Origin of the sequence: Methylomarinum vadi, assembly GCF_000733935.1 — a bacterium.
GTDB classification, from domain to species: Bacteria; Pseudomonadota; Gammaproteobacteria; order Methylococcales; family Methylomonadaceae; genus Methylomarinum; species Methylomarinum vadi.
The window spans coordinates 3,783,757-3,804,798 of sequence record NZ_JPON01000001.1 but is presented as its reverse complement, the minus strand read 5'-3'; the positions used below and the strand labels follow the sequence as shown (position 1 = coordinate 3,804,798).

Genomic DNA, 21,042 nt, shown 5'->3' with positions numbered 1-21,042 from the left:
TGAGACGGCGAGTCCTTACTCTCCTTCCATAGACTCCGGAGCGACTCTTAGCACTTCCTCGATCGAAGTCAGGCCAGCCAACACTTTTTCGACCCCGCTTAAACGCAAGGTCCGCATTCCTTCCAACAACGCCTGTTTGTGGACCGTCATCGCATCGCAATTGTCCACAATCAATTTTTGAATGGCCGGACTGTTTCTGAAGACTTCGTAAATACCGATCCGCCCGGCATAACCGGTGTTTCGGCAATCGTTACAGCCGACCGCTCTAAAAATCGTTTCCGGCTTTTTAACCTTGAACGGACGCACCAATACCTGCCACTCCGATTCATCCACCGCCGTTTTTTGTTTGCATTTCGGACACAAGGTTCTAATCAGCCTTTGCGCCATCACGCCGAGCAGGGTCAGTTTGATCAAATAAGGCTTGACGCCGAGTTCCAGCAAACGGGTCACGGCCGAAGGCGCATTATTGGTATGCAACGTGGATAAGACCAAGTGCCCGGTCAGCGAGGCTTGTATCGCCATTTCCGCGGTTTCCAAGTCGCGAATCTCGCCAACCATGATGATATCCGGATCTTGCCGCATCAATGTGCGAATGCCGGAGGCGAAATTCAAACCGATATTGTGTTGCACCTGCATCTGATTGAACGTCGGCTCGATCAATTCGATCGGATCCTCGACCGTACAAACGTTGACCTCCGGCGTCGCCAATTGCTTCAGAGTCGAGTACAAGGTCGTGGTTTTGCCCGAACCGGTCGGCCCGGTCACCAGAATGATTCCATGGGCCTGCTGGCTCATCTCGCGCCAGATTTGTTGTTCTTTCTTATTGAAACCCAGCTCGGAAAAGTCACGCAACAGAATTTCAGGATCGAAAATCCGCATAACCAGTTTTTCACCGAAGGCGGTGGGCATCGTCGACAGCCTCAACTCGACTTCGCTGCTATTTTTCAATGTTTTCAAACGCCCGTCCTGGGGCCGCCGTTTCTCGGCGATATTCATCCGCCCCAGCGTTTTGATTCGACTGGTGACGGCGTCCATCACCGCCGGCGGCAATTCGTAGACATGGTGCAGCACGCCATCGATACGAAAACGCACATTGCCTTTGTCCCGTCGCGGCTCCAAGTGGATGTCGCTGGCGCGCTGGTCGAAAGCATATTCGAACAACCAATTGACCAGGTTGACGATGTGTTGATTGTTGACCTCCAGATCGCTTTTTTCACCCAGCTCGACCAGTTGCTCCAGATTGGTCAATTGACTGCCGAAAGCATCGGGCCGGCTGGATGCGCCCTTGACCGACCTGGAGAAGGCGTACAATTCCTGAGTGTAACGGGCTATATCCTTGCCGTTGGCGTAAACTCTTTTGATTTGCTTCTTGAGCATGTGCCCAAGATCCTTCTCCCACTCGCGAAGAAAGGGTTCGCTGGTCGCAATCGTGACGCTATGTTCATCCACCGCGACCGGCAAAAAACCGAAGCGTTCGGCGTAGGGCTGGGAACATATAGCCGTGACGGTGACGACATCGATTTTCAGCGGGTCGATGAAAAAGTATGGCAGTCCCACCCGCGCGGCGACCCAGTGCGACAGCTTTTCCTCGGTAAAACGCTTGCGCAAACGTTTATTATCCGTCTCCTGGTAATCGCAAATGATCTCTATCGGCTGCTTGTCGCGGTTTTCCCAGTGCAGCGAAAAACGATGCAGTTCGCCACGTTCCTGTTCATCGATCAGTTTATCGGCCAACATCCATTCCAGAATCTCATCGATCGTCATCCGATGCTCATAGTGCGCGATAACCTGTTTTTTCATCTCGAGCTAAATCCTGTCTGACATACGCCAAGCGTTTGGGAGCGATTTTCAAGTAACGTCATTGACAAAAATCCATGTCCTTGCGCAATAATTGACCGGTTTCGGAATCCCGGCAAACCGTCCCTTCATCCACAGCCTTGATGCAATCGGCGAAATCCTGAAAAATATGCTGTTCCGGCACCAAGTCGGGAATCAGGTCGATCCTCATCAGCATATCCCTAGGTTGTTCCTGAATGCCGGTAATCAGCACTAACACGCCTTTCGCCTGCAATGCCATCACGGCTTCCTCGATCGCATAAATCCCCGACTGATCGATATAAGGTACATTCTTCATACGAAAGATCACCACGCCTACTTGCGGCAGGGCCCGGGTCATGGCCTGAAGTTTATTGACGAAACCGAAGAAAATCGGCCCCCCGAAATGTTTAATATAGACTTGCTCGCTGACTTTTTCCGAAACATTCAGCTCATCGGACCAGGATTCTTCCCGAGCAAAACTACCCACCGGACCAACCATATAATGCGCCTCGAGGATATCGCTCATTTTTTTCATGAACAATACCGAAGCCAATACCATGCCGACGGCGATCGCCACCAGCAAATCGGCAAAAACCGTAATGGCCAGCACTGTCAACATGACAATCGAATCGATTCTGGGCACGTGCCGAATATGTTTGAGTCCCTTGTAATCGATGATCCCGATACCCACGGTAATCAAGATGCCAGCCAACACCGGTTGCGACACCAACGCGGCATATTGGCCAGCCCCCAACAAGACCAAGACCATGGCGATGCTGTGCACCATGCCGGAAAACCGAGTCCGCCCGCCGGATTTGATGTTGACCACGGTGCGCATGGTCGCCCCGGCCCCCGGTATGCCGCCGATCAAGGCCGAAGCGATATTACCCAGCCCCTGCCCGAACAATTCTCGGTTGCTGTCATGCTGAGTCTTGGTCATGTTGTCGGCGACCACGGAGGTTAACAACGAATCCAGGGTTCCTAACGCGGCCAACGTCAATGCCGGCATGACGAACAGGATCGGCAGGTCCAAATCAATCTTGGCGAGCGAGGCAAAATGCAGCGAGGGCAACCCTTGCGGGATCTCCCCGATACAGGGTACATCCAGTTCCAGCAGCGCCGTCGCCAACGTGCCAAGCACCAATGCGGCTAATGTACTCGGTATTTTGCTGAACAGGCGGGGAATCAAATAAATGATCACGATGGTCGCTGTAGCCAAACCGATCGCGGCAACATTGATTCGATCGATAATTTCCGGCAAATGAACGAACACATCCGGAATTCGCTTGGGCGAGGCATGGCCCAGCAAGGGAAAAAGTTCCAGGCTAATGATGATGACGCCGATACCGGTCATGAACCCCGAAATGACCGGATAAGGAATATAACGGATATATTCCCCCACTTTCAGCATGCCCAGTAGAATTTGAAATAACCCTGCCAACATGAAAATCGCTACGACGCTTCCCATCGCCTGTTCCAACGAACCGCTATGGATTTCCACCGCCGAAGCGACCACCGTCGAGGCTACCACGGTCATCGGCCCGGTCGGCCCGCTGATCTGGGTCGGCGTTCCGCCGAATAACGCGGCGATAAAGCCGAGCATGATCGCTCCGTAGAGGCCGGCGATAGCGCCCAACCCGGATTGCACACCGAATGCCAGCGCCAACGGCAACGCTACGACGCCGGCGGTCAACCCGCCGAACAAATCGCCGGACAAATTCGCTAACTTGAACGTTCTATCTTCCATTAAAGGGTATGCGCAATAAAAAAGCTTTAGCCATACACAGTATAGCTAAAGCCTTTCGAGACATTCTCAGACCCGACAAAAAACGGCCAATGCGCTATAAGTCAAACCTTTGGCGGCGGTCGAAACCGCCTGCACCGCCGCTCTTATGCCTACAACTTAACCAACACTTCGCCCTTGCCGGTTTCGGCCATGTCGCCGCCGTAACGGCGCACGCGATTGAAAGCGACGGAAGTATCGGCAAACTTACTGTTCAACTGCTTGAACGAAGCGAACAACATCGGCAGAAAAGCCAAGGTATGCGACCCGCAATCGTTGAAGGTCGCAGACAGTTGCGGTTGGTTCCATAACAACAGCGTGCCTCGGCGCATCGCATAGCCCAGATAGCGTCCGGTCCGCCCCATGACGGCGATCGTGCCGGCCACCATGCGCGAGCCGCAATAATCGCCGGCATCGCCTTCGACCAGAATCATGCCGCGGCGCATGTGGTCGCCGGCGCGTTCGCCGACATTGCCCTTGACCAGGATCGTACCGCCTTTCATGCCTTGCTTGTTACCGGGCAAGGCCGCGCCGACAAAATCGCCGGCATCGCCGTCGATCTGCAGCAGGCCGTTTTTCATTTCGCAGCCGGCATACAAACCGGCATTACCGGTCACATGGACCGTGCCCGACTTCATCTGCTGGGCCAGATAGGCGCCGGCGTCGCCGTGCACGGTGATGCTGCCGCCATCGAGTTCCTTGCCGATACAGTCCAGCTTGCCGTAACTGCCTTCGATGACGATATTCCGGGGGTCGCCGCCTTTGATCTTGAACAACTCGTCAACCCTGATCGTGCGCTTGCCGTTCTGCAACTCGATGGCACCGATCTCGCTCGGTTCCATGCCTTCCAGTTTCTGGCAGACCAATGGCGACATATCGACGCGCTGATCCAGTCGCTGTTTCATCGTCAATGTTAATGCACTCATGCCATGATCTCCTGCAGATGAAAGTGGAACGGTCCCAGTTTGCCGCCGTAGTTACCGGCGCTGATACGGCGAATGCCATTTTCCGAGCCCAGATCGCAGACCGCCTGGATGCCGACGCGCATGGCCTTGTCGATGTCTTCCTTGCTGAGGCCGTCGATGACGATTTCCATGACCGATTCGACTTCCGGCGACAGGTCGGTTTTGGTCACCCCTTTCAGGGTCGGACAAAAGGCATCGTTGGTCGACGCGCCCAACGCCGGATATTTGGAACCGACTTTGGAACCGGAGCGCACGACGCCGCCCGGAAACGGCATGATCACATTGGGGATCTTGCGCATTTCCTCGATCGCCGCTTCGCAAGCCGCCAAGGCTTGCGGTTGCGATTCAGCCAACACCAGGAAGTTGCCGCCGCCGACCGCCTCGACCTGGCCGGTGGTAGCCTCGGTCAGGAACTCGCCGTCCATGACCGGCACCCGCCAGTAACGCTTGCCGTTGATTTTTTTCGAAATTTGGAAGCCGTCGCCGAAATAACGCAGGTTCTTGCCCAACGGAATTTGCTTGCCTTCGTCGATGCCGGCGAACAGGGCCGAGGTAGGAGACGTCAGCACGCACTGGCCGGCGCGGGTTTCCAATTGTTTGGCCAGGCCCTTGCCGCCCATCGCGAAGATCATGATCGCTACGCCGGGACGGCCGTCCGGCGTTTCGTCGGGCGACAACACCCGCTCGATACCGGCCTCACAGCCGCAGGCGATCACCGAGGTCGCGAAACCGGTCATGGCCTGGGCGGAAATCATCGCCCATTTTTCGTTCTGGGCGGTGATGATCGCCCGAGTCGCCTTCATCGGGAAGGCTTCGGCAAAAGTTTTATCTATCGTGACGCCATTGATGATCATAACTCGCCACCTCCCACGGTCGGATGCACGGTCAGACTGCCGCGGCCGTCTTCGGTGATTTCGTCATCGCTGATTTTAAAGTTGCCTAGTTTCATGGTCAGATAACGGTCGAAATAAGGTTGCAGATCTTTTTCCACGGAAGCGTCATAATCCGGCCGCACGACATGGGTCGTACCCCACGTCACATGCACGATCTGGCCATCGCGCACGACCAGCTCGCCGTCCTTGAAGACATAATCCGGTTTCTCGAACATTTTTTGCCGATCGCCGTCCTCGGTATAAACGGTGATATCGGCCCAGTTGCCGGGCACCAAGCCGCCCCTGTCGTGCAGACCGACCAGTTTGGCCGCCCCGGCGCGGGTCATGATCGCGATTTCCTGCAAGCTGTACTCACGGTCGATCGATGCCAGCGTCGTCATCTTCTGCGCTTCGGGATGGATCGTCGCCAGCATGTCGTTACGGAAACTCCGGTCCATCAACAACCGAATCAAATGCGGATAACTGGTGAACGGCGCGCCATTCGGATGGTCGGTGGTCAGGAACACCCGCCACGGATCGTCGACCAACAGGAATATCTCCAGGCCGATCGCCCATTGCAACGCGTTGACGAAGTTCTGGTCGCGGTATTTGAACGGCACCACGCCGCAACCGGCGTCGCATTCGATGTCCATGCACACCCATTTGTTCGGACTGGCGAACTTGTGGTTGGCATGCTGGTGCATGTTATCGCCGGAGGCGGTCACGGTCTGGCCGAACAGAATCTGGCCAACATCGGTGGTGATGTTCTTGTTCTTGTTGATCGCCTCGGCGATTTGCGCGGCGCCGGAAGAGAACTTGAAGTCACCCTCGGTGCCGTAGCTATGGAACTGGATATGGGTCAAGTGCATCGGCAACCCCTCGATACCCTGAATCGTATCCAGCGTGGTTTCGACGTTACCCGGCACGCCGAGATTACAGCCGTGCACATGCAGCGGATGCGGCACACCCAGCTCCTTGACCGCCCGGGCCAGCGTTTGCAGGATATCGCGCGGCGTGACGTTGTAATAAGCGTTTTTCTCGTCCAGATCCAGTTTCCGCTGGTTGAATTTGAAGGCGCTGATGCCGCCGGCGTTGACTACCTTGATGCCGATCGCCTTGGTCGCCTGCAGGGTCCAGGCGACGTAATCGTTGATCGCCTTCTGGTCTTTTTTCGCCGTCATCATCCGCAACAGATAATCGTCGCTGCCGAGCATCACATACCCTCCCTTGTCCAGGATCGGGATATCGCCCATTTCCATGTGCGCCTGACGCGCGTTGATCGGCAACACTGCCGGCTCGAACGCGGTCGTGTAACCCATCTCGGCATAACGGTAACCGGTCACGTAAGTGCTGGGGATCGCATGGCCGCAGCCTGAACGCGTCAGCTGGCTGCGCACGACGGGGTCGGCGCGATGATCTTCCGGCAGCAAAATCCGGGCGATGTTGCCCTTGCCGCCGCCGATATGGGTATGCATATCGATGGCGCCGGCCATCACGACCTTGCCGCTTAAATCGTATTCTTTGTCGATTTTGACGTCGTCGCCGGGTTTGGCGACAATCTTGCCGTCCTGGATATAAATGTCCTGTTGCTGTCCATCGATCCCGCCCGCAGGATCGTAGACAGTTCCACCTGTTAGTTTAATCAGCATGTCTCACCTACAACGCTTGTTCAATGGCATTCAACACTTCCGCGGTGCTGGGTAAACCGGAATCCCGTAATTTTTTCAAACGGATCGCGACTACGTTATCGAGCCGGTAGGCATGGCCGGCATGATCGATGCCCGGAGTACCGACGGGAATAAACACATCCGGTTCCTGTTCGAAGACCATACCTGAACGCCCGATCACGACCGTTGGCACATGCGCCTTGGGCGGCACGGCAGAACTATTAAACGCCTGAACCCAAATTAGTGCATCGGCTTCGCCGTTGTTCAACATGACATTGGCTTCAAATAAAAATGGGTCATATTCGGGAAATCCACGGCTAAAGCGCACGCGCGCCGGATAACCGGTGGTCCACCCGCAAACCTGGTTGGCGGTCTGCCCCCCTTCCTTACCCCCCAACGGGAAACCGGAACAGCGGCTGCCCTGGTCGTTGATGTCCTTGACCAGATCGCAAAGCTTTTGCACGGTCAGTTCGGCCTGACTGAAATTCAAGGCACCAGCCGCCCAGGTCACGACGCCGTATTGCGCCGCCTTGATTTGCTCGGCGACTTGTTGCAAGTCGGTTATAGCAATGCCGGCCACTTCTTCTGCCGTAATCTTGTTGCCTTTGACTAGCGCCGACAACACCGCGACGACTTCGGGTAAATCCTGATCGTCACAAGTCAGAACCTTGGCCTTGCGCCCATCCGGCGACGTCGAAGCTTCACCCGAAGGCGCCTTGCCCAAATAAATCACCTCGCGGGCGCTGGTGTCCGGGAGATGCATCGCCACCTTGTTCCATAAGTAGCGCTCATAGAAGCGCGGCGCGAAGGCTTCCAGATCGCAACCGACCACCAGCAGCACATCGCAGCGGTTCTTAATCTCGGCCAGTGTCGTGTTCACCCAGCCGGCATCCTGCATCGCCAGAATGTTGCGCCGCGCGGCATTGAAATTCATCTTGTCGACCACGGCACCGCTACGGTCAGCAACAGCCAGCAATGCACGCATGCCGTTGACGTCGGTCGCGCAGCCGCCGATCAGCGGTTGATTGCTGCCGCGAAGGATCTCCGCCGCCTTGGCGACGGCCTGCTTCAGGCTGACTTCCCGGCCATCGACCCTGGCTTGGGTATCGGTAATGGCCTGTTCGAACGCCGGCGTATTGACGGCGCAACCATTTTCAGTCACCTTCACCGCATTACCGTCGACCTGAACCGTCAGGTCGTCGGTGCCGATGCCGCAAAAAGGACTGGGCACTTCTGTTATTTCTGCCACACGCTTTCCCTCTTGAATAAATTTAAAGCTACACATCAAACAGACGGCGCAAAATCTATCCCGCCCGTCTGAAAATCAAATGTAAAATGACTTGTATTCTATCGCAATCTATAAGCCGCTGTCTCTTTCGTGACAAAAGCGAATTACGATCCATCCGATTGCCCTACAAAATCTATCCGTTTCGCACCAAAAATCAGCCGAATTGAATCAAATCGGTGCAGAATAGCTTCAATGACATTCCAACAACCCCGTTATTTCACGATTGTGGGCTGGCATGGTTTCTGCTGTACTAACTTATGAATTCCAACGTCGGAATTCTCCTAAAATCTCGAATTCCAGCGCCGGAATTCAATACAACCAGCCGACGAAATTCAGGGGACTACACCCTGGCCTTAATTTCCTCTATCACTCTGTGGCGGAACAGGGATCGACCTCTTATGGTTTCTCATAACCCGGCCACGCCTGTAACTCGGCACTGTATTCAAATCCGGCAACCGCATTAAACACACAATCTAAAGAGGTGAAACATGTCTTATCTAGTTCCCGCAGAATTCGTCACAAAAATGGTAGATGCCGGAGAATCCAAGATTTATATGTCGACCCGCGATACGGTGATCAGGGCTTACATGGCCGGCGCGATTCTCGCCTTGGCCGCGGTATTTGCGATATCCGTCGCCGTACAAACGGGTTATCCGATCATCGGCGCTATTTTGTTTCCCGTGGGCTTTTGCATGCTGTATCTACTCGGCTGCGACCTGCTTACCGGCGTGTTTGTCCTGACGCCGCTGGCTTGGCTGGATAGACGCCCAGGTGTGACACTAGGCGGCGTGTTCAGAAACTGGGGATTGGTTTTCGTCGGCAATTTCCTGGGCGCGCTGACGGTGGCGGTGATGATGTCGATCGTATTTACTTATGGTTTTTCGACCGAACCCAACGCCGTCGGTCAGAAAATCGCCACCATCGGCGAAGGGCGTACAGTAGGTTACGCCAAATACGGCGCGGCCGGCATGCTGACGCTATTTATCAGGGGTATGCTATGTAACTGGATGGTCTCCACCGGCGTGGTCGGCGCGATGATTTCCACCACGGTCAGCGGTAAGGTCATCGCGATGTGGATGCCGATCATGCTCTTCTTCGGCATGGCCTTCGAACATTCCGTCGTCAATATGTTCCTCTTTCCGTCGGGCCTTATCATGGGGGGCAACTTCTCGATCATGGATTATTTGATCTGGAACGAGATTCCGACCGTTCTCGGCAACCTGGTTGGCGGACTGGCCTTCACCGGACTTACATTATACGCAACCCACGCCAAAACGGCTCCGAAACGCGCTTTAGCCTAAAGCAACGGAGGCCTGCGAAATAAACGCTAAAGGTCAGGGTGCGCGACTGCGTTCCCTGACAAAAGGCCGCGTCATCATAACCCACCAATGCCCACGCAATTAACGATCGCCGTCGGCCAATATTCCGACAAGGGCCGCAAGGAAATCAATCAGGATTTTCACGGTATTTATATTCCCGAAGATCCACTATTGAGTTCGAAAGGAATTGCCGTAGCGCTGGCCGACGGTATTAGCAGCAGCGACGTCAGCCAGATCGCCAGCGAAGCCGCCGTCAGCGGTTTTTTCGCCGATTATTTTTGTACTTCGGAAACCTGGTCGGTCAAAAAGTCGGCGCACAGGATTTTGCTGGCAACCAATTCCTGGCTTTATGCGCAAACCCGGCAAAGCCTGTATCCCTATGACAAGAATAAGGGTTATGTCTGCACGTTCAGTGCCATCATCTTCAAATCGACTACCGCGCATCTCTTTCATGTGGGGGACAGCCGCATCTACCGTGTGCATGGTGGCGCCACACTGGAACAATTGACCGACGATCACCGGCTTTGGGTCTCGTCGGATAAAAGCTATCTAAGCCGCGCCTTGGGCATAGCCCCTCATCTTGAAATAGATTATCGGACGCTACCCCTGGAACAAGGCGATCTCTTTTTATTGGCAACGGACGGCGTTTACGAACACGTCCCGGACGATTTCATCCTAGCCGTCCTCGAACAACAGGGAAACGATCTCGATGCCGCCGCGCACAACCTCGTCAACGAAGCCTACCGGCGCGGCAGTACCGATAACCTGACCGTGCAATTGATCAGAATCGAACAATTGCCCGAACCGGAGGCCGGCGAGGCTTATAGACAATTAACCACCCTGCCTTTCCCGCCTATTTTGCAAGCCCGAATGAAGTTCGATGGTTATACCATCGTCAGGGAGGCCCATGCCAGTAGTCGCAGCCATGTTTATTTAGCTGTAGACGACAAAACAGGCATGCAAGCCATCCTTAAAACGCCCTCTATCGATCTGCGCGACGACCGCGACTACATAGAACGTTTTTTGCTGGAAGAATGGATCGCCCGTCGTATCGACAATCCCTTTGTCCTGAAACCCTGCAAACCGACCCGGACAAGACGGTTTTTATATCTCGCCATGGAATACGTTCAGGGACAAACCTTAACGCAATGGATGATCGACCATCCGAAACCCGACTTGGAAACCGTGCGAGCAATCGTCGAACAAATCGCCAAGGGACTGCGCGCCTTCCATCGGCTGGAAATGCTGCACCAGGATCTCAGGCCCGACAATATCCTGATCGACAACACCGGGACGGTAAAAATCATCGACTTTGGTTCGACTCGGGTGGCGGGCCTGACGGAAATTTCCACGGCCATCGATCAACAGCCCATACTAGGCACGGCGCAATATACCGCTCCCGAATATTTTCTCGGCGACGGAGGATCATCACGCTCCGATTTGTTTTCGCTGGGCGTCATTACCTATCAAATGCTATCAGGCAAATTGCCTTACGGACTCGACGTCGCCAAAGCCAGATCGCGGACCGCCCAGAACAAATTACGCTACCGTAGCCTGCTTTCCGACGAGGGTGAAATCCCCGCCTGGATCGACGATGCCATCGGCAAAGCAGTCCACCCGAATCCTTACCACCGCTACCAGGAAATGTCCGAATACATCCATGATTTGCGCCATCCAAATCAAGCTTTTCTGAACAAGACCCGACCGCCATTGATGCAACACGATCCGGTGGCATTTTGGAAGGGCCTTTCGTTACTCCTAACCATATTACTCATCGCTTTATTGATACGGATGAATTAGCACGACCACTTTTAACCCCCTTCACTTTCCACGAGGTAATCGACATGCAAACAAAACCCGCACAAACCCCATCCTCCAGCAACGCCGATTCCATGCTGAGCAAGGAACAAATGACCGATCTGATTGTTTCCGCCAAGGTGAAGAAACAACTTACCTGGCAAGCCATCGCCGACCAAATCGGCGTCGATGAAGTTTGGTTGGCCTCGGCCTGCCTGGGCATGAACAGCATGAAAGCGGAACTGGCCGAGAAACTGTGCGCCGTGCTGGAACTTGGCCCCGACGTCCAATCGGCGCTGGAAATGTTCCCCAACAAAACCTGGTCCTACCAAATACCTCAGGACCCATTGATTTACCGGCTTTACGAGATCGTCGGCGTTTACGGCGGTACGTTGAAGGAAATCATCCATGAAAAATTCGGCGACGGCATCATGAGCGCGATCGATTTCAGCATGAGCGTCGACAAGGAAGAAAATCCGGCCGGGGACCGGGTCGTGATCAAAATGAACGGTAAATTTCTTCCCTATAAATCCTGGTGAACGTCGTTAAAGATATAGTCGTAAATAACGCTCTATCTTTCCCCCGCCCTGCGGCTCAGGACGCTGGAGCGCCCCTAGACGGGTTCTCACGTCCTTAGCAAAACCCTAAGCGGTTACGCACCTATCCCGTCGGAGCGCTATCCCTTTTACGAATCCTGTCGAACTGTTGGGAGATAGCGCTTTAACGCCTAACTTTCCATGCGCTTGTAAGCCGCAGTAGCCAAATACTGTAATGAATTGACGCCCATCCTGAGAACAGTACCGAGCTGATCATAGCGTTTTTGTGGGGTAAAATGACCAATTTGTCCGATAAGCACCCGAACTGTCCGCAAACCGACGACATACAATTACAAGAAGAGGAGCTCACCGATGTCTGGTTTTTTTTCACCCCGGCGCGCCCAGGCCAAGTCCGGTTACAGCCGCTGGATGGCGCCGCCCGCCGCCCTGTCCGTTCACCTATGCATAGGCCAGGCCTACGCCTTCAGCGTTTTTAACGAACCGTTGACCCGCGTCATCGGCATCGATACGTCCGCTCCCGGGGACTGGAAATTGACCACGCTGGGCTGGATATTCAGTTTGGCGATTGTTTTTTTAGGCTTATCGGCCGCGTTCGGCGGTAAATGGCTGGAAAAGGTCGGCCCCCGCCTGACCATGTTTGTCGCAGCCTGCTGTTTCGGCGGCGGTTTTTGGGTGGCCGCGCTGGGCGTGTACCTGCACCAAATCTGGCTGGTCTACCTGGGCTATGGCGTCATCGGCGGCATCGGCCTGGGCCTGGGATACGTCTCGCCGGTTTCGACGCTGATCAAATGGTTCCCGGATCGCCGCGGCTTGGCGACCGGCATGGCGATCATGGGTTTCGGCGGCGGCGCGATGATCGGCGCGCCATTATCGGTGCTGTTGATGGATCATTTCCAATCCGCCACGTCGGTGGGCGTTATGGAAACCTTTATGGTGATGGGCGGCATCTATTTCCTGTCCATGCTGATCGGTTCATTGACGATACGCACGCCGCCCGCCGACTGGAAACCGGAGGGCTGGACGCCGCCGGCGGTCACTAACAAGATGATCACGCAAAACCATGTCCACATCGACCAGGCCCTGAAAACGCCACAATTTTATCTGTTGTGGCTGGTGCTGTGCCTGAACGTCACCGCCGGCATCGGCGTACTGGGCCAGGCTTCGGTCATGATCCAGGAGATATTCAAGGGCAGCGTGACCGCCGCCGCGGCGGCCGGCTTCGTCGGCCTGCTCAGCCTGTTCAATATGGGCGGCCGATTTTTCTGGTCCTTCGCCTCCGATTATCTCGGCCGGAAAAACACCTATTTGATCTTCTTCGCCCTCGGCATCGCCTTGTATGCGGCGGTGCCGTCGGTCGGCGCGGCCGGTAACATGCCGCTGTTCGTGCTGCTCTACGCCATCATCCTGAGCATGTACGGGGGCGGCTTTTCCACCATTCCGGCCTATCTGGCCGATATCTTCGGCACCAAATACGTCGGCGGCATTCATGGCAGGCTGCTGACCGCCTGGGCCAGCGCCGGAATCTTCGGCCCGGTCTTGGTCAATTACCTGCGCGAATTCCAGATTGAACAAGGCGTAGCCAAGGCCGACGCCTACAATGTGACGATGTACATCATGGCCGGCATACTCGCCCTAGGCTTTTTCTGCAACCTGCTGATCAGGCCGGTGCATGAAAAACACCACATGAAAGCCGATGAAATCGATGATCCGATCGTTTAATGCTGGACGACATGATGCGATGGGAACACCGCATTCCCGACCACCGATAATCAACCATTAACGGAACGACATGACCGATAACACTCCCCGTAAAAGATTCAACCCCTGGCTGGTATTGTTCTGGCTTTACGTGACCGTACCTCTCGCCTGGGGCATCTGGTCGACGCTGCAAAAAGCCCTAGCCTTGTTCACTAAACAACCACCCGCTCAAGCGGGTGGGTTCCAATAACGGACTGAAAGTCCGGATACGCGTCGACTAAACGACGCGTCTTAGTCGGGCTCCATCTTGAAATTATCGTTTGGATTAGGTTCAAAGTGATGCTCCAAATATTGCTTTATCATCTCATCAGTCATTTGCCCCACTGTGGCGCAAAAATAACCGCGGGCTCAAAAATGTCGACCCCAATATCGCTTTTTCAAGTGCGGGAACTCTTCGAACAGATAGCTCGAAGTTCGTCCCTTGATTCGCCTCATGATTTCGCTTGGGGCCATAGTCGGCGGCGCACTCACCAAAATGTGCACATGATCTTTGCTCACGACACCTTTGATAATCCGTATCTCAAAGGCTTCGCATGTCTGCCGCACCAAGTCTCTCACTCGTTCGGCTATTTCATCCTTCAGCACTTTATAACGATACTTCGTAACCCAAACAAAATGATACTCAATTTGGTAAACCGTATGGCTGCCGTATCTATAGTCCATCGCCACCTCCTTGGGCAAATTATCGCAGCTAAAGCTGACCGGCTAAAGCCGGTGGTTTAAACCTTATGATGGATACTAAACAACCACCCGCTCAAGCGGGTGGGTTCCAATAACGGACTGAAAGTCCGGATACGCGTCGACTAAACGACGCGTCTTAGTCGGGCTCCATCTTGAAATTATCGTTTGGATTAGGTTCAAAGTGATGCTCCAAATATTGCTTTATCATCTCATCAGTCATTTGCCCCACTGTGGCGCAAAAATAACCGCGGGCTCAAAAATGTCGACCCCAATATCGCTTTTTCAAGTGCGGGAACTCTTCGAACAGATAGCTCGAAGTTCGTCCCTTGATTCGCCTCATGATTTCGCTTGGGGCCATAGTCGGCGGCGCACTCACCAAAATGTGCACATGATCTTTGCTCACGACACCTTTGATAATCCGTATCTCAAAGGCTTCGCATGTCTGCCGCACCAAGTCTCTCACTCGTTCGGCTATTTCATCCTTCAGCACTTTATAACGATACTTCGTAACCCAAACAAAATGATACTCAATTTGGTAAACCGTATGGCTGCCGTATCTATAGTCCATCGCCACCTCCTTGGGCAAATTATCGCAGCTAAAGCTGACCGGCTAAAGCCGGTGGTTTAAACCTTATGATGGATAATTAACAACTCGAATCAGGCTTGTAGGGTAGAGCGATAGCGAAACCCATCTTTTTGTCGTGGACGGCGATTGTCATCCCGACCTTTCTGGCAAAAAATAATGGAAACTCTTAACATAGGGCGTCGAAATTGAAGGTAAGGCTTTCGCAATGAACTAAACGCGTTTTCTCGAAACTATATCAATTTCCGTCTCAGCCGTTTTTGTTGTCCGAAGAGTCTGTCAATGCGTCAATACCAAATACCCAAGACTTTCCTTGCCTTTTTCCTTTTACTGCTGCTTAACGCCTGTCAAACCCAGAATCCGGTGGCCAAGGCCGAAAGTCTTCCGACACCGGCACTGCGTTCCACGGTCGCCGTCGCTTTCGCGCCCGACGGACGTTTATGGCGCCTGACTCCGACGCCTGAGGCGGTCTACGTCGACTATTCCGACGACGAAGGCCGAAGCTTCTCCGCTCCTAGACGAGTCAATCCCGCCGCGCAGAAAATCAGCGTCTGGCCGGAGAATCCGCCCGCCATCGCCATCGGCCGGAACGGGCGTATCCATGTACTTTACTATGCCGACGAAGCGCAACGCTCCACCAGCTTCTACAGTTATTCCGACGACCGCGGCAAGACCTTCAGCCTGCCCAAGCTGGTCAGCGACCATGCCGATTCGGCCATGCATTACATGGACAGAATGCTACTGGACAACGAAGACAAGGTGTATCTATTCTGGCACGACCGCCGCCATGAATTGCTCGACCAAAAACTCGGTTCGGGCGTGTTGTCGCTCTATTACGCGGTCTCCGACAACCAACATCCCGAATTTTACAACCGTTTCATCAGCAACGGCATCTGCTCTTGCTGCCGCACCGCGACCGCACTGGCGCCGAACAACATGCCGGTATTGTTGGCGCGCATGGTGTTCCCCGACGGCGTTCGCGAACACGCGCTGATGCGCCTTGATAAAAACGGCAAATGGTCGAAACCGATCCGCGTCACCGCCGATCAATGGACCATCGAAGCCTGCCCCGAGCACGGTCCGGCGTTGGCGATCGACCAGCACGGCCGCACCCACATGACCTGGTTTACGCTCGGCAATGTCCGTCAGGGTATCTTTTACGCGCAAACCGACGATTTCGGCGCCAACGTCAGCGAACCGATGAGAGTGGGCAATCGAGAGCGCCTACCCGGTCATCCCGACATCCTGGCGCTGAAAGAACGCGTAATCCTGACCTGGAAAGAGTTTGACGGCAAACAAACCAGCATTCATGTGCAAGAGTCCGCCGACCGGGGCGCCAATTGGTCTGAACCCAGAACGGTGTTCACGACCCGCGGCGACAACGGCCATCCTGCCCTGATCAGCAACGGCCAAGACATTTTTCTTTCCTGGGTGTCCTCCGAACAAGGTCATCAAATCGTCAAGCTATGAAAAAACTGTCGTTAACACTTTGTCTGCTCAGCGCGCTGTTCGCTTCGTCGACACGTGCCGAAACTGCCCTATTAAAGCCTTTCGGACCAGGGAGCTACCAGACTTTACTCAGACAACAACACAACCACCCGCTGATGCTGGTACTCTGGTCCTTGACCTGCTCATCCTGCATGAAGGAAATGAGGATGCTGAAAACAATCGGCGACAACCATCCCGGCCTATCCATCGTGTTGGTTTCGGTCGACGATTCCGGCGACGCCGAGCAAGTCCGGAAAGTGTTGAAGAATAACCAGCTGGAAGAAATGAACAACTGGCTGTTCACCGAAGCCAATTCGGCCCAGCTCCGCTATCAGATCGACCCGACCTGGTACGGCGAGCTGCCCCGCACCTATTTTTACGATTCCGCCCATGACAGAAGCGGAATCAGCGGTGTTTTATCGAAACAGGATTACGAGCGGTTTATCGGACAAATCATGCAATGAGCGAAGAAGCCTCGTAACCCGCATGAAGCATCGCGGAATACGGGGCCTCGGAACCGCGCCATCCCGGATTCCGCTACGCTGCATCCAGGCTACAAACTGCAAATTCCGGTTTTTTGATGCCCTCATCCAGCCTTCTCCCGGAGGGCAAAGGTATTAAGGTGCCGAAATTTGAAGTGCGATGACTAAACCTTGTCGATTCATCGCTCAGAACGATACATTGGCCTGGACCCAAATTTTTTGGGTATCGTTTTTGAACCCGCCCGGCGCATTATCATCACCGTCGTAGTAAGCGTACTTGGCCAATAACGCATAATGTTTGCCGAATTTTTTCGTGACCAGAAAGTCGTATTCGTCGCCGTAGGTAAAACTGCCCGCGTCATCCTTGAAGTTGTGATAAACGAACATTAACTTGGCGCCGGCAATCGCTGTCGACGCCGTGGCATTGACGTCTCTCACGCCGTTCGGATATAGGGCGGCGTTCAAAAAACGGTCCGCCCAGCCTTGAAAGGCGTGATTGGTTCCCAGCGGGGTTGTAAATACACCGCCGTCGCGACCGTCCAATTGCTCCATGGCCCCCTTCACGGTGATTCCGGCCACGCTGATTCCCCCCATCAAATTGTAGCGGTCTCGCGAGAAATCGCTGCTGTTGGTGCCGTAATCTTGTTGATAACTGTATTCCGCCGTGTAGTGCAGGGTGATATCTTCATTTAGTTTCGGCGACCCTACGAAACGGACGCCATAGGTTTCGCTGGATTTGGCGAAGTTAGCCGGATCGTCTCTGAAATCCAGCCAATAACCGTAACCGATCGCGTTGCCCAGGTTACCGAGGCGATAGTTGACGTTGACGAACGGCGCGTCGATATTGTCCGTCAGCGAGAGAATATTTCTGACCCTGCCAATATAACCCGCTTTGATCGTCAAATCGGTAATGGACACATTGGTGACCATTACCGCATCGTAGGTTTGCTCCATTTGCCGCCAGCCGACGTTGCCGATAAAGCGGTCGTCGTCGATCTTGATGCGTTGCCTTCCGCCTTTGATCTCGGTATCGGGAATCCCCTTGTAGCTCAACCATAAACGGTTCAATTCGTGACGATCCGCCGGATCGGCAATAACATGGTGATTGGGATCGCCGTAAACGCTTCCGCCCCGGTAATCGTTTTGCGCCGCGAACAGGTTTTCATATTCGGCGAAAGCCTGAAAGCCGAAAATCTCGGGCGTCAAATATCCCAGGCGTAGGCGGAATGTGTTGCCATGGGCGGGTTCCGGAGCGGTGTTATCGGTATCGGCGTATTCATAACGATAATTGAGATCCAGTTTGATTTGACCATAGTCTTGAACGGTGTCCTGACCGAACCTCAGGGCCTGTTCGATCTTCTCGTCGAGTCCGGCCTTGGCGGATGGGATGACGGCCAGTGAAAACAAACACGCCGCGGCGATTCGAGGCGTTAAGGCATGAAGCGGTATAGTCTTTCTTTTGGGCAGAGTCATGACGATTCTCCAAATAATTGGCATGTGAATAAAGATGAAACGATGGGTTGAAAGCGTCAGTATTCGTTTCCTTCCCGACCGCGCTGCCGGGAAGGAAAGAAGGGAAATCACTAAACAACCACCCGCTCAAGCGGGTGGGTTCCAATAACGGACTGAAAGTCCGGATACGCGTCGACTAAACGACGCGTCTTAGTCGGGCTCCATCTTGAAATTATCGTTTGGATTAGGTTCAAAGTGATGCTCCAAATATTGCTTTATCATCTCATCAGTCATTTGCCCCACTGTGGCGCAAAAATAACCGCGGGCTCAAAAATGTCGACCCCAATATCGCTTTTTCAAGTGCGGGAACTCTTCGAACAGATAGCTCGAAGTTCGTCCCTTGATTCGCCTCATGATTTCGCTTGGGGCCATAGTCGGCGGCGCACTCACCAAAATGTGCACATGATCTTTGCTCACGACACCTTTGATAATCCGTATCTCAAAGGCTTCGCATGTCTGCCGCACCAAGTCTCTCACTCGTTCGGCTATTTCATCCTTCAGCACTTTATAACGATACTTCGTAACCCAAACAAAATGATACTCAATTTGGTAAACCGTATGGCTGCCGTATCTATAGTCCATCGCCACCTCCTTGGGCAAATTATCGCAGCTAAAGCTGACCGGCTAAAGCCGGTGGTTTAAACCTTATGATGGATAATTAACCGTCAATCCGGTCAGAGCCGAACGACCGTGGCTAAAGCGAAACCCGATTGAACCGGTTATCTAATGAGCGTGATCGCACTCGTTCAAAAAAGTCAGTAAACTCTCGCGATAACGGTAATAATCCGGGTGTTGCAGCAAAGACTTTCGGCTGCGGGGACGCGGCAGATCGATTTCTTCGATCTTACCGATCTTGGCCATCGGTCCATTCGTCATCATGACGACCCGATCGGCTAATAGGATGGCCTCGTCGACATCATGCGTGACCATGATGGCCGTCACATGGGTACGTTCCCAGACTTCCATCAATACTTCTTGCAGTTCCCAGCGGGTCAGGGAATCTAACATCCCAAATGGCTCGTCCAGCAATAACAGCTTCGGCGACAGGGCAAAGGCGCGGGCGATGCCGACCCGTTGGCGCATGCCATTGGACATATCCGCCGCTTTTTTGTACAGCGAATCGCCAAGCCCCACCCGCGTCAGATAATATTCGACGATATCGTCGCGTTCGGATTGCAGGGCATGAGGGTAGACTTTCTCCACGCCGAGCGAAACGTTTTCGAACGCCGTCAGCCACGGAAACAGACTGGGCGCCTGGAATACCACTCCTCGGTCGGGGCCGGCGCCGTCGATTTCTTTGTTGTCCAGAATAATACCGCCTTCCGAGATATCGTTGAGGCCCGCCGTCATCGTCAACACGGTCGATTTTCCGCAGCCCGAATGGCCGATGATGGAAACGAACTCCCCCTTCTTCATTTTCAGGTCGAAGCCGTCGACTACCTTGACGGTGCCGTTGCCGTCCGGCGTCGGATAAATTTTGCCTAAGCGGGAAAATTCCAGATAACGAGGCTTGCCGACGTCTTGCTGGTCCGGCTTCAATGCCGAAGTGTCCAATTTCCAATCGTTACTCGTATTGGGCCGCACGTCCGGTAGCACTAAATCTTCTCTTTCCCTCACTTTCGCGCGTTCCATGCCGACTTCCATCAGATAGCCGGTAATGTCAGCGCGCAGACGCTTGAAATTGTCGTCGTGGTTCAAGGCCGTGCGGTCGCGCGGGCGCTCGATATCGATAGCAAAATGAGGGCCGAAAGTAGCGTTGGGTCCGGGATTGAGCGGAATGACCCGGTCCGCCATGTAGATCGCCTCGTCGACGTCATTGGTGATCAAAACGACCGTTTTCTTTTCCCGCTCCCAGATCTGTAGAATCTCGTCCTGCAATTTGCCGCGGGTCAGCGCGTCCAACGCGCTCAACGGTTCATCCAGCAGGAGAATTTCGGGATTGGCCGCCAGCGCGCGGGCCACATTGACCCGCTGGCGCATGCCGCCGGACAGTTCGGCCGGCCGTTTTCCCATCGCCGCGCCGAGATTGACCATATCGATGTATTTTTCCGTATGCGCCTTGCGCCTTTCCTTGTCCCACTCGCCGTATATCTGATCGACGGCCAACGCGACATTTTCATAAACGGTCAGCCAAGGCATCAGGGAATAGTTCTGGAATACCACGCCGCGATCCGGCGCGGGGCCGGAAATGGGTTCGCCGGCCTTGAGGAGTTGCCCCCGGTCGGCTTGAATCAAACCGGCGATCAGCGAAATCAAGGTCGTTTTTCCGCTGCCGGAAAAACCGACAATGGCGACGAATTCACCCTCGCGAATCTCCAGGTCGATATCCTTGAGTATGGAATGATATTCGGCCCCTTCCCCATACCACTTGGAAACATTGTTGAGTTCGATCAAAGCCTGCGAATTTTCGGGCTCGGCGGCTTTTTCCTTTCTTAATTCTTCGATCATCAAATGTCGGGCTGCAGCCATAGC

At 54.1% G+C, this 21,042-nt stretch carries 15 protein-coding genes and 3 pseudogenes; 7 read left to right on the top strand and 11 right to left on the bottom strand.

Features of this window, described 5'->3' with window-relative positions; translation table 11 throughout:
• Positions 1–15 precede the first annotated feature (15 nt).
• From EP25_RS0119000 to EP25_RS0118975, 6 genes are all read right to left on the bottom strand, one after another.
• Positions 16–1,800, bottom strand: coding sequence for a GspE/PulE family protein (locus EP25_RS0119000; RefSeq protein WP_031435318.1), 1,785 nt, complete (start codon positions 1,798–1,800; stop codon positions 16–18).
• A 58-nt stretch (positions 1,801–1,858) separates the two neighbouring features.
• Positions 1,859–3,565 (bottom strand): SulP family inorganic anion transporter, encoded by a 1,707-nt coding sequence (locus EP25_RS0118995; protein ID WP_084191101.1) that lies wholly within the window; start codon positions 3,563–3,565, stop codon positions 1,859–1,861.
• A 149-nt stretch (positions 3,566–3,714) separates the two neighbouring features.
• Positions 3,715–4,527 carry a formylmethanofuran dehydrogenase subunit C gene (locus EP25_RS0118990; protein WP_031435316.1) on the bottom strand — a complete coding sequence of 271 codons (813 nt, stop codon included), beginning with the start codon at positions 4,525–4,527 and terminating at the stop codon, positions 3,715–3,717.
• Positions 4,524–5,420, bottom strand: a complete 897-nt coding sequence (gene fhcD / locus EP25_RS0118985) for a formylmethanofuran--tetrahydromethanopterin N-formyltransferase (protein WP_031435315.1) — start codon at positions 5,418–5,420, stop codon at positions 4,524–4,526. The genes EP25_RS0118990 and fhcD overlap by 4 nt, the downstream gene beginning before the upstream one ends.
• Entirely contained in the window at positions 5,417–7,087 is a 1,671-nt protein-coding gene (locus EP25_RS0118980) for a formylmethanofuran dehydrogenase subunit A (protein WP_031435314.1), read from the bottom strand. The genes fhcD and EP25_RS0118980 overlap by 4 nt, the downstream gene beginning before the upstream one ends.
• Positions 7,088–7,094: 7 nt before the next feature.
• Complete coding sequence (locus tag EP25_RS0118975) at positions 7,095–8,354, bottom strand: formylmethanofuran dehydrogenase subunit B (RefSeq protein ID WP_031435313.1); 1,260 nt, start codon at positions 8,352–8,354, stop codon at positions 7,095–7,097.
• Positions 8,355–8,881: 527 nt separating this feature from the next.
• Between EP25_RS0118975 and EP25_RS0118970 the strand changes: the two genes are divergently transcribed.
• The 5 genes from EP25_RS0118970 (at position 8,882) to EP25_RS23650 (ending at position 14,014) form a co-directional block, all read left to right on the top strand.
• Complete coding sequence (locus EP25_RS0118970) at positions 8,882–9,694, top strand: formate/nitrite transporter family protein (RefSeq protein ID WP_031435312.1); 813 nt, start codon at positions 8,882–8,884, stop codon at positions 9,692–9,694.
• 87 nt (positions 9,695–9,781) lie between these two features.
• Entirely contained in the window at positions 9,782–11,512 is a 1,731-nt protein-coding gene (locus EP25_RS0118965; RefSeq protein WP_031435311.1) for a bifunctional protein-serine/threonine kinase/phosphatase, read from the top strand.
• Positions 11,513–11,556: 44 nt separating this feature from the next.
• Positions 11,557–12,048, top strand: coding sequence for a cyanase (gene cynS, locus EP25_RS0118960; RefSeq protein ID WP_084191100.1), 492 nt, complete (start codon positions 11,557–11,559; stop codon positions 12,046–12,048).
• Between the two features lie 369 nt (positions 12,049–12,417).
• The gene (locus tag EP25_RS0118955) at positions 12,418–13,785 is read left to right on the top strand and encodes an L-lactate MFS transporter (protein ID WP_031435309.1); all 1,368 of its coding nucleotides are present in this window, start codon (positions 12,418–12,420) and stop codon (positions 13,783–13,785) included.
• Between the two features lie 70 nt (positions 13,786–13,855).
• The gene (locus EP25_RS23650; protein WP_200875056.1) at positions 13,856–14,014 is read left to right on the top strand and encodes an MFS transporter small subunit; all 159 of its coding nucleotides are present in this window, start codon (positions 13,856–13,858) and stop codon (positions 14,012–14,014) included.
• Positions 14,015–14,055: 41 nt separating this feature from the next.
• Here EP25_RS23650 and tnpA (EP25_RS0118940) read toward each other — a convergent pair.
• Both tnpA (EP25_RS0118940) and tnpA (EP25_RS0118930) read right to left on the bottom strand, forming a co-directional pair.
• Positions 14,056–14,487 (bottom strand): annotated as a pseudogene (tnpA, locus tag EP25_RS0118940) (IS200/IS605 family transposase).
• A 154-nt stretch (positions 14,488–14,641) separates the two neighbouring features.
• Positions 14,642–15,073: pseudogene (gene tnpA / locus EP25_RS0118930) on the bottom strand (IS200/IS605 family transposase).
• 297 nt (positions 15,074–15,370) lie between these two features.
• Here tnpA (EP25_RS0118930) and EP25_RS0118925 point away from each other — a divergent pair.
• Entirely contained in the window at positions 15,371–16,558 is a 1,188-nt protein-coding gene (locus tag EP25_RS0118925; RefSeq protein ID WP_051906898.1) for a sialidase family protein, read from the top strand.
• Entirely contained in the window at positions 16,555–17,040 is a 486-nt protein-coding gene (locus EP25_RS23305) for a TlpA family protein disulfide reductase (protein WP_036300780.1), read from the top strand. Before EP25_RS0118925 ends, EP25_RS23305 begins: the two co-directional genes overlap by 4 nt.
• 204 nt (positions 17,041–17,244) lie before the next feature.
• On the opposite strand, the gene EP25_RS0118915 is transcribed toward EP25_RS23305, so the two are convergent.
• The 3 genes and pseudogenes from EP25_RS0118915 to EP25_RS0118900 form a co-directional block, all read right to left on the bottom strand.
• Complete coding sequence (locus EP25_RS0118915) at positions 17,245–18,531, bottom strand: alginate export family protein (protein WP_036300777.1); 1,287 nt, start codon at positions 18,529–18,531, stop codon at positions 17,245–17,247.
• Positions 18,532–18,720: 189 nt separating this feature from the next.
• Positions 18,721–19,152 (bottom strand): annotated as a pseudogene (gene tnpA / locus EP25_RS0118905) (IS200/IS605 family transposase).
• A 141-nt stretch (positions 19,153–19,293) separates the two neighbouring features.
• Positions 19,294–21,018 carry an ABC transporter ATP-binding protein gene (locus EP25_RS0118900; RefSeq protein WP_407661378.1) on the bottom strand — a complete coding sequence of 575 codons (1,725 nt, stop codon included), beginning with the start codon at positions 21,016–21,018 and terminating at the stop codon, positions 19,294–19,296.
• Positions 21,019–21,042 lie beyond the last annotated feature (24 nt).

Coding starts and splice junctions, on each gene's coding strand:
- EP25_RS0119000 (WP_031435318.1), bottom strand. CDS start 1,800: ATGAAAAAACAGGTTATCGCGCACTATGAGCATCGGATGACGATCGAT.
- EP25_RS0118995 (WP_084191101.1), bottom strand. CDS start 3,565: ATGGAAGATAGAACGTTCAAGTTAGCGAATTTGTCCGGCGATTTGTTC.
- EP25_RS0118990 (WP_031435316.1), bottom strand. CDS start 4,527: ATGAGTGCATTAACATTGACGATGAAACAGCGACTGGATCAGCGCGTC.
- fhcD (WP_031435315.1), bottom strand. CDS start 5,420: ATGATCATCAATGGCGTCACGATAGATAAAACTTTTGCCGAAGCCTTC.
- EP25_RS0118980 (WP_031435314.1), bottom strand. CDS start 7,087: ATGCTGATTAAACTAACAGGTGGAACTGTCTACGATCCTGCGGGCGGG.
- EP25_RS0118970 (WP_031435312.1), top strand. CDS start 8,882: ATGTCTTATCTAGTTCCCGCAGAATTCGTCACAAAAATGGTAGATGCC.
- EP25_RS0118965 (WP_031435311.1), top strand. CDS start 9,782: ATGCCCACGCAATTAACGATCGCCGTCGGCCAATATTCCGACAAGGGC.
- cynS (WP_084191100.1), top strand. CDS start 11,557: ATGCAAACAAAACCCGCACAAACCCCATCCTCCAGCAACGCCGATTCC.
- EP25_RS0118955 (WP_031435309.1), top strand. CDS start 12,418: ATGTCTGGTTTTTTTTCACCCCGGCGCGCCCAGGCCAAGTCCGGTTAC.
- EP25_RS23650 (WP_200875056.1), top strand. CDS start 13,856: ATGACCGATAACACTCCCCGTAAAAGATTCAACCCCTGGCTGGTATTG.
- EP25_RS0118925 (WP_051906898.1), top strand. CDS start 15,371: ATGCGTCAATACCAAATACCCAAGACTTTCCTTGCCTTTTTCCTTTTA.
- EP25_RS23305 (WP_036300780.1), top strand. CDS start 16,555: ATGAAAAAACTGTCGTTAACACTTTGTCTGCTCAGCGCGCTGTTCGCT.
- EP25_RS0118915 (WP_036300777.1), bottom strand. CDS start 18,531: ATGACTCTGCCCAAAAGAAAGACTATACCGCTTCATGCCTTAACGCCT.
- EP25_RS0118900 (WP_407661378.1), bottom strand. CDS start 21,018: ATGATCGAAGAATTAAGAAAGGAAAAAGCCGCCGAGCCCGAAAATTCG.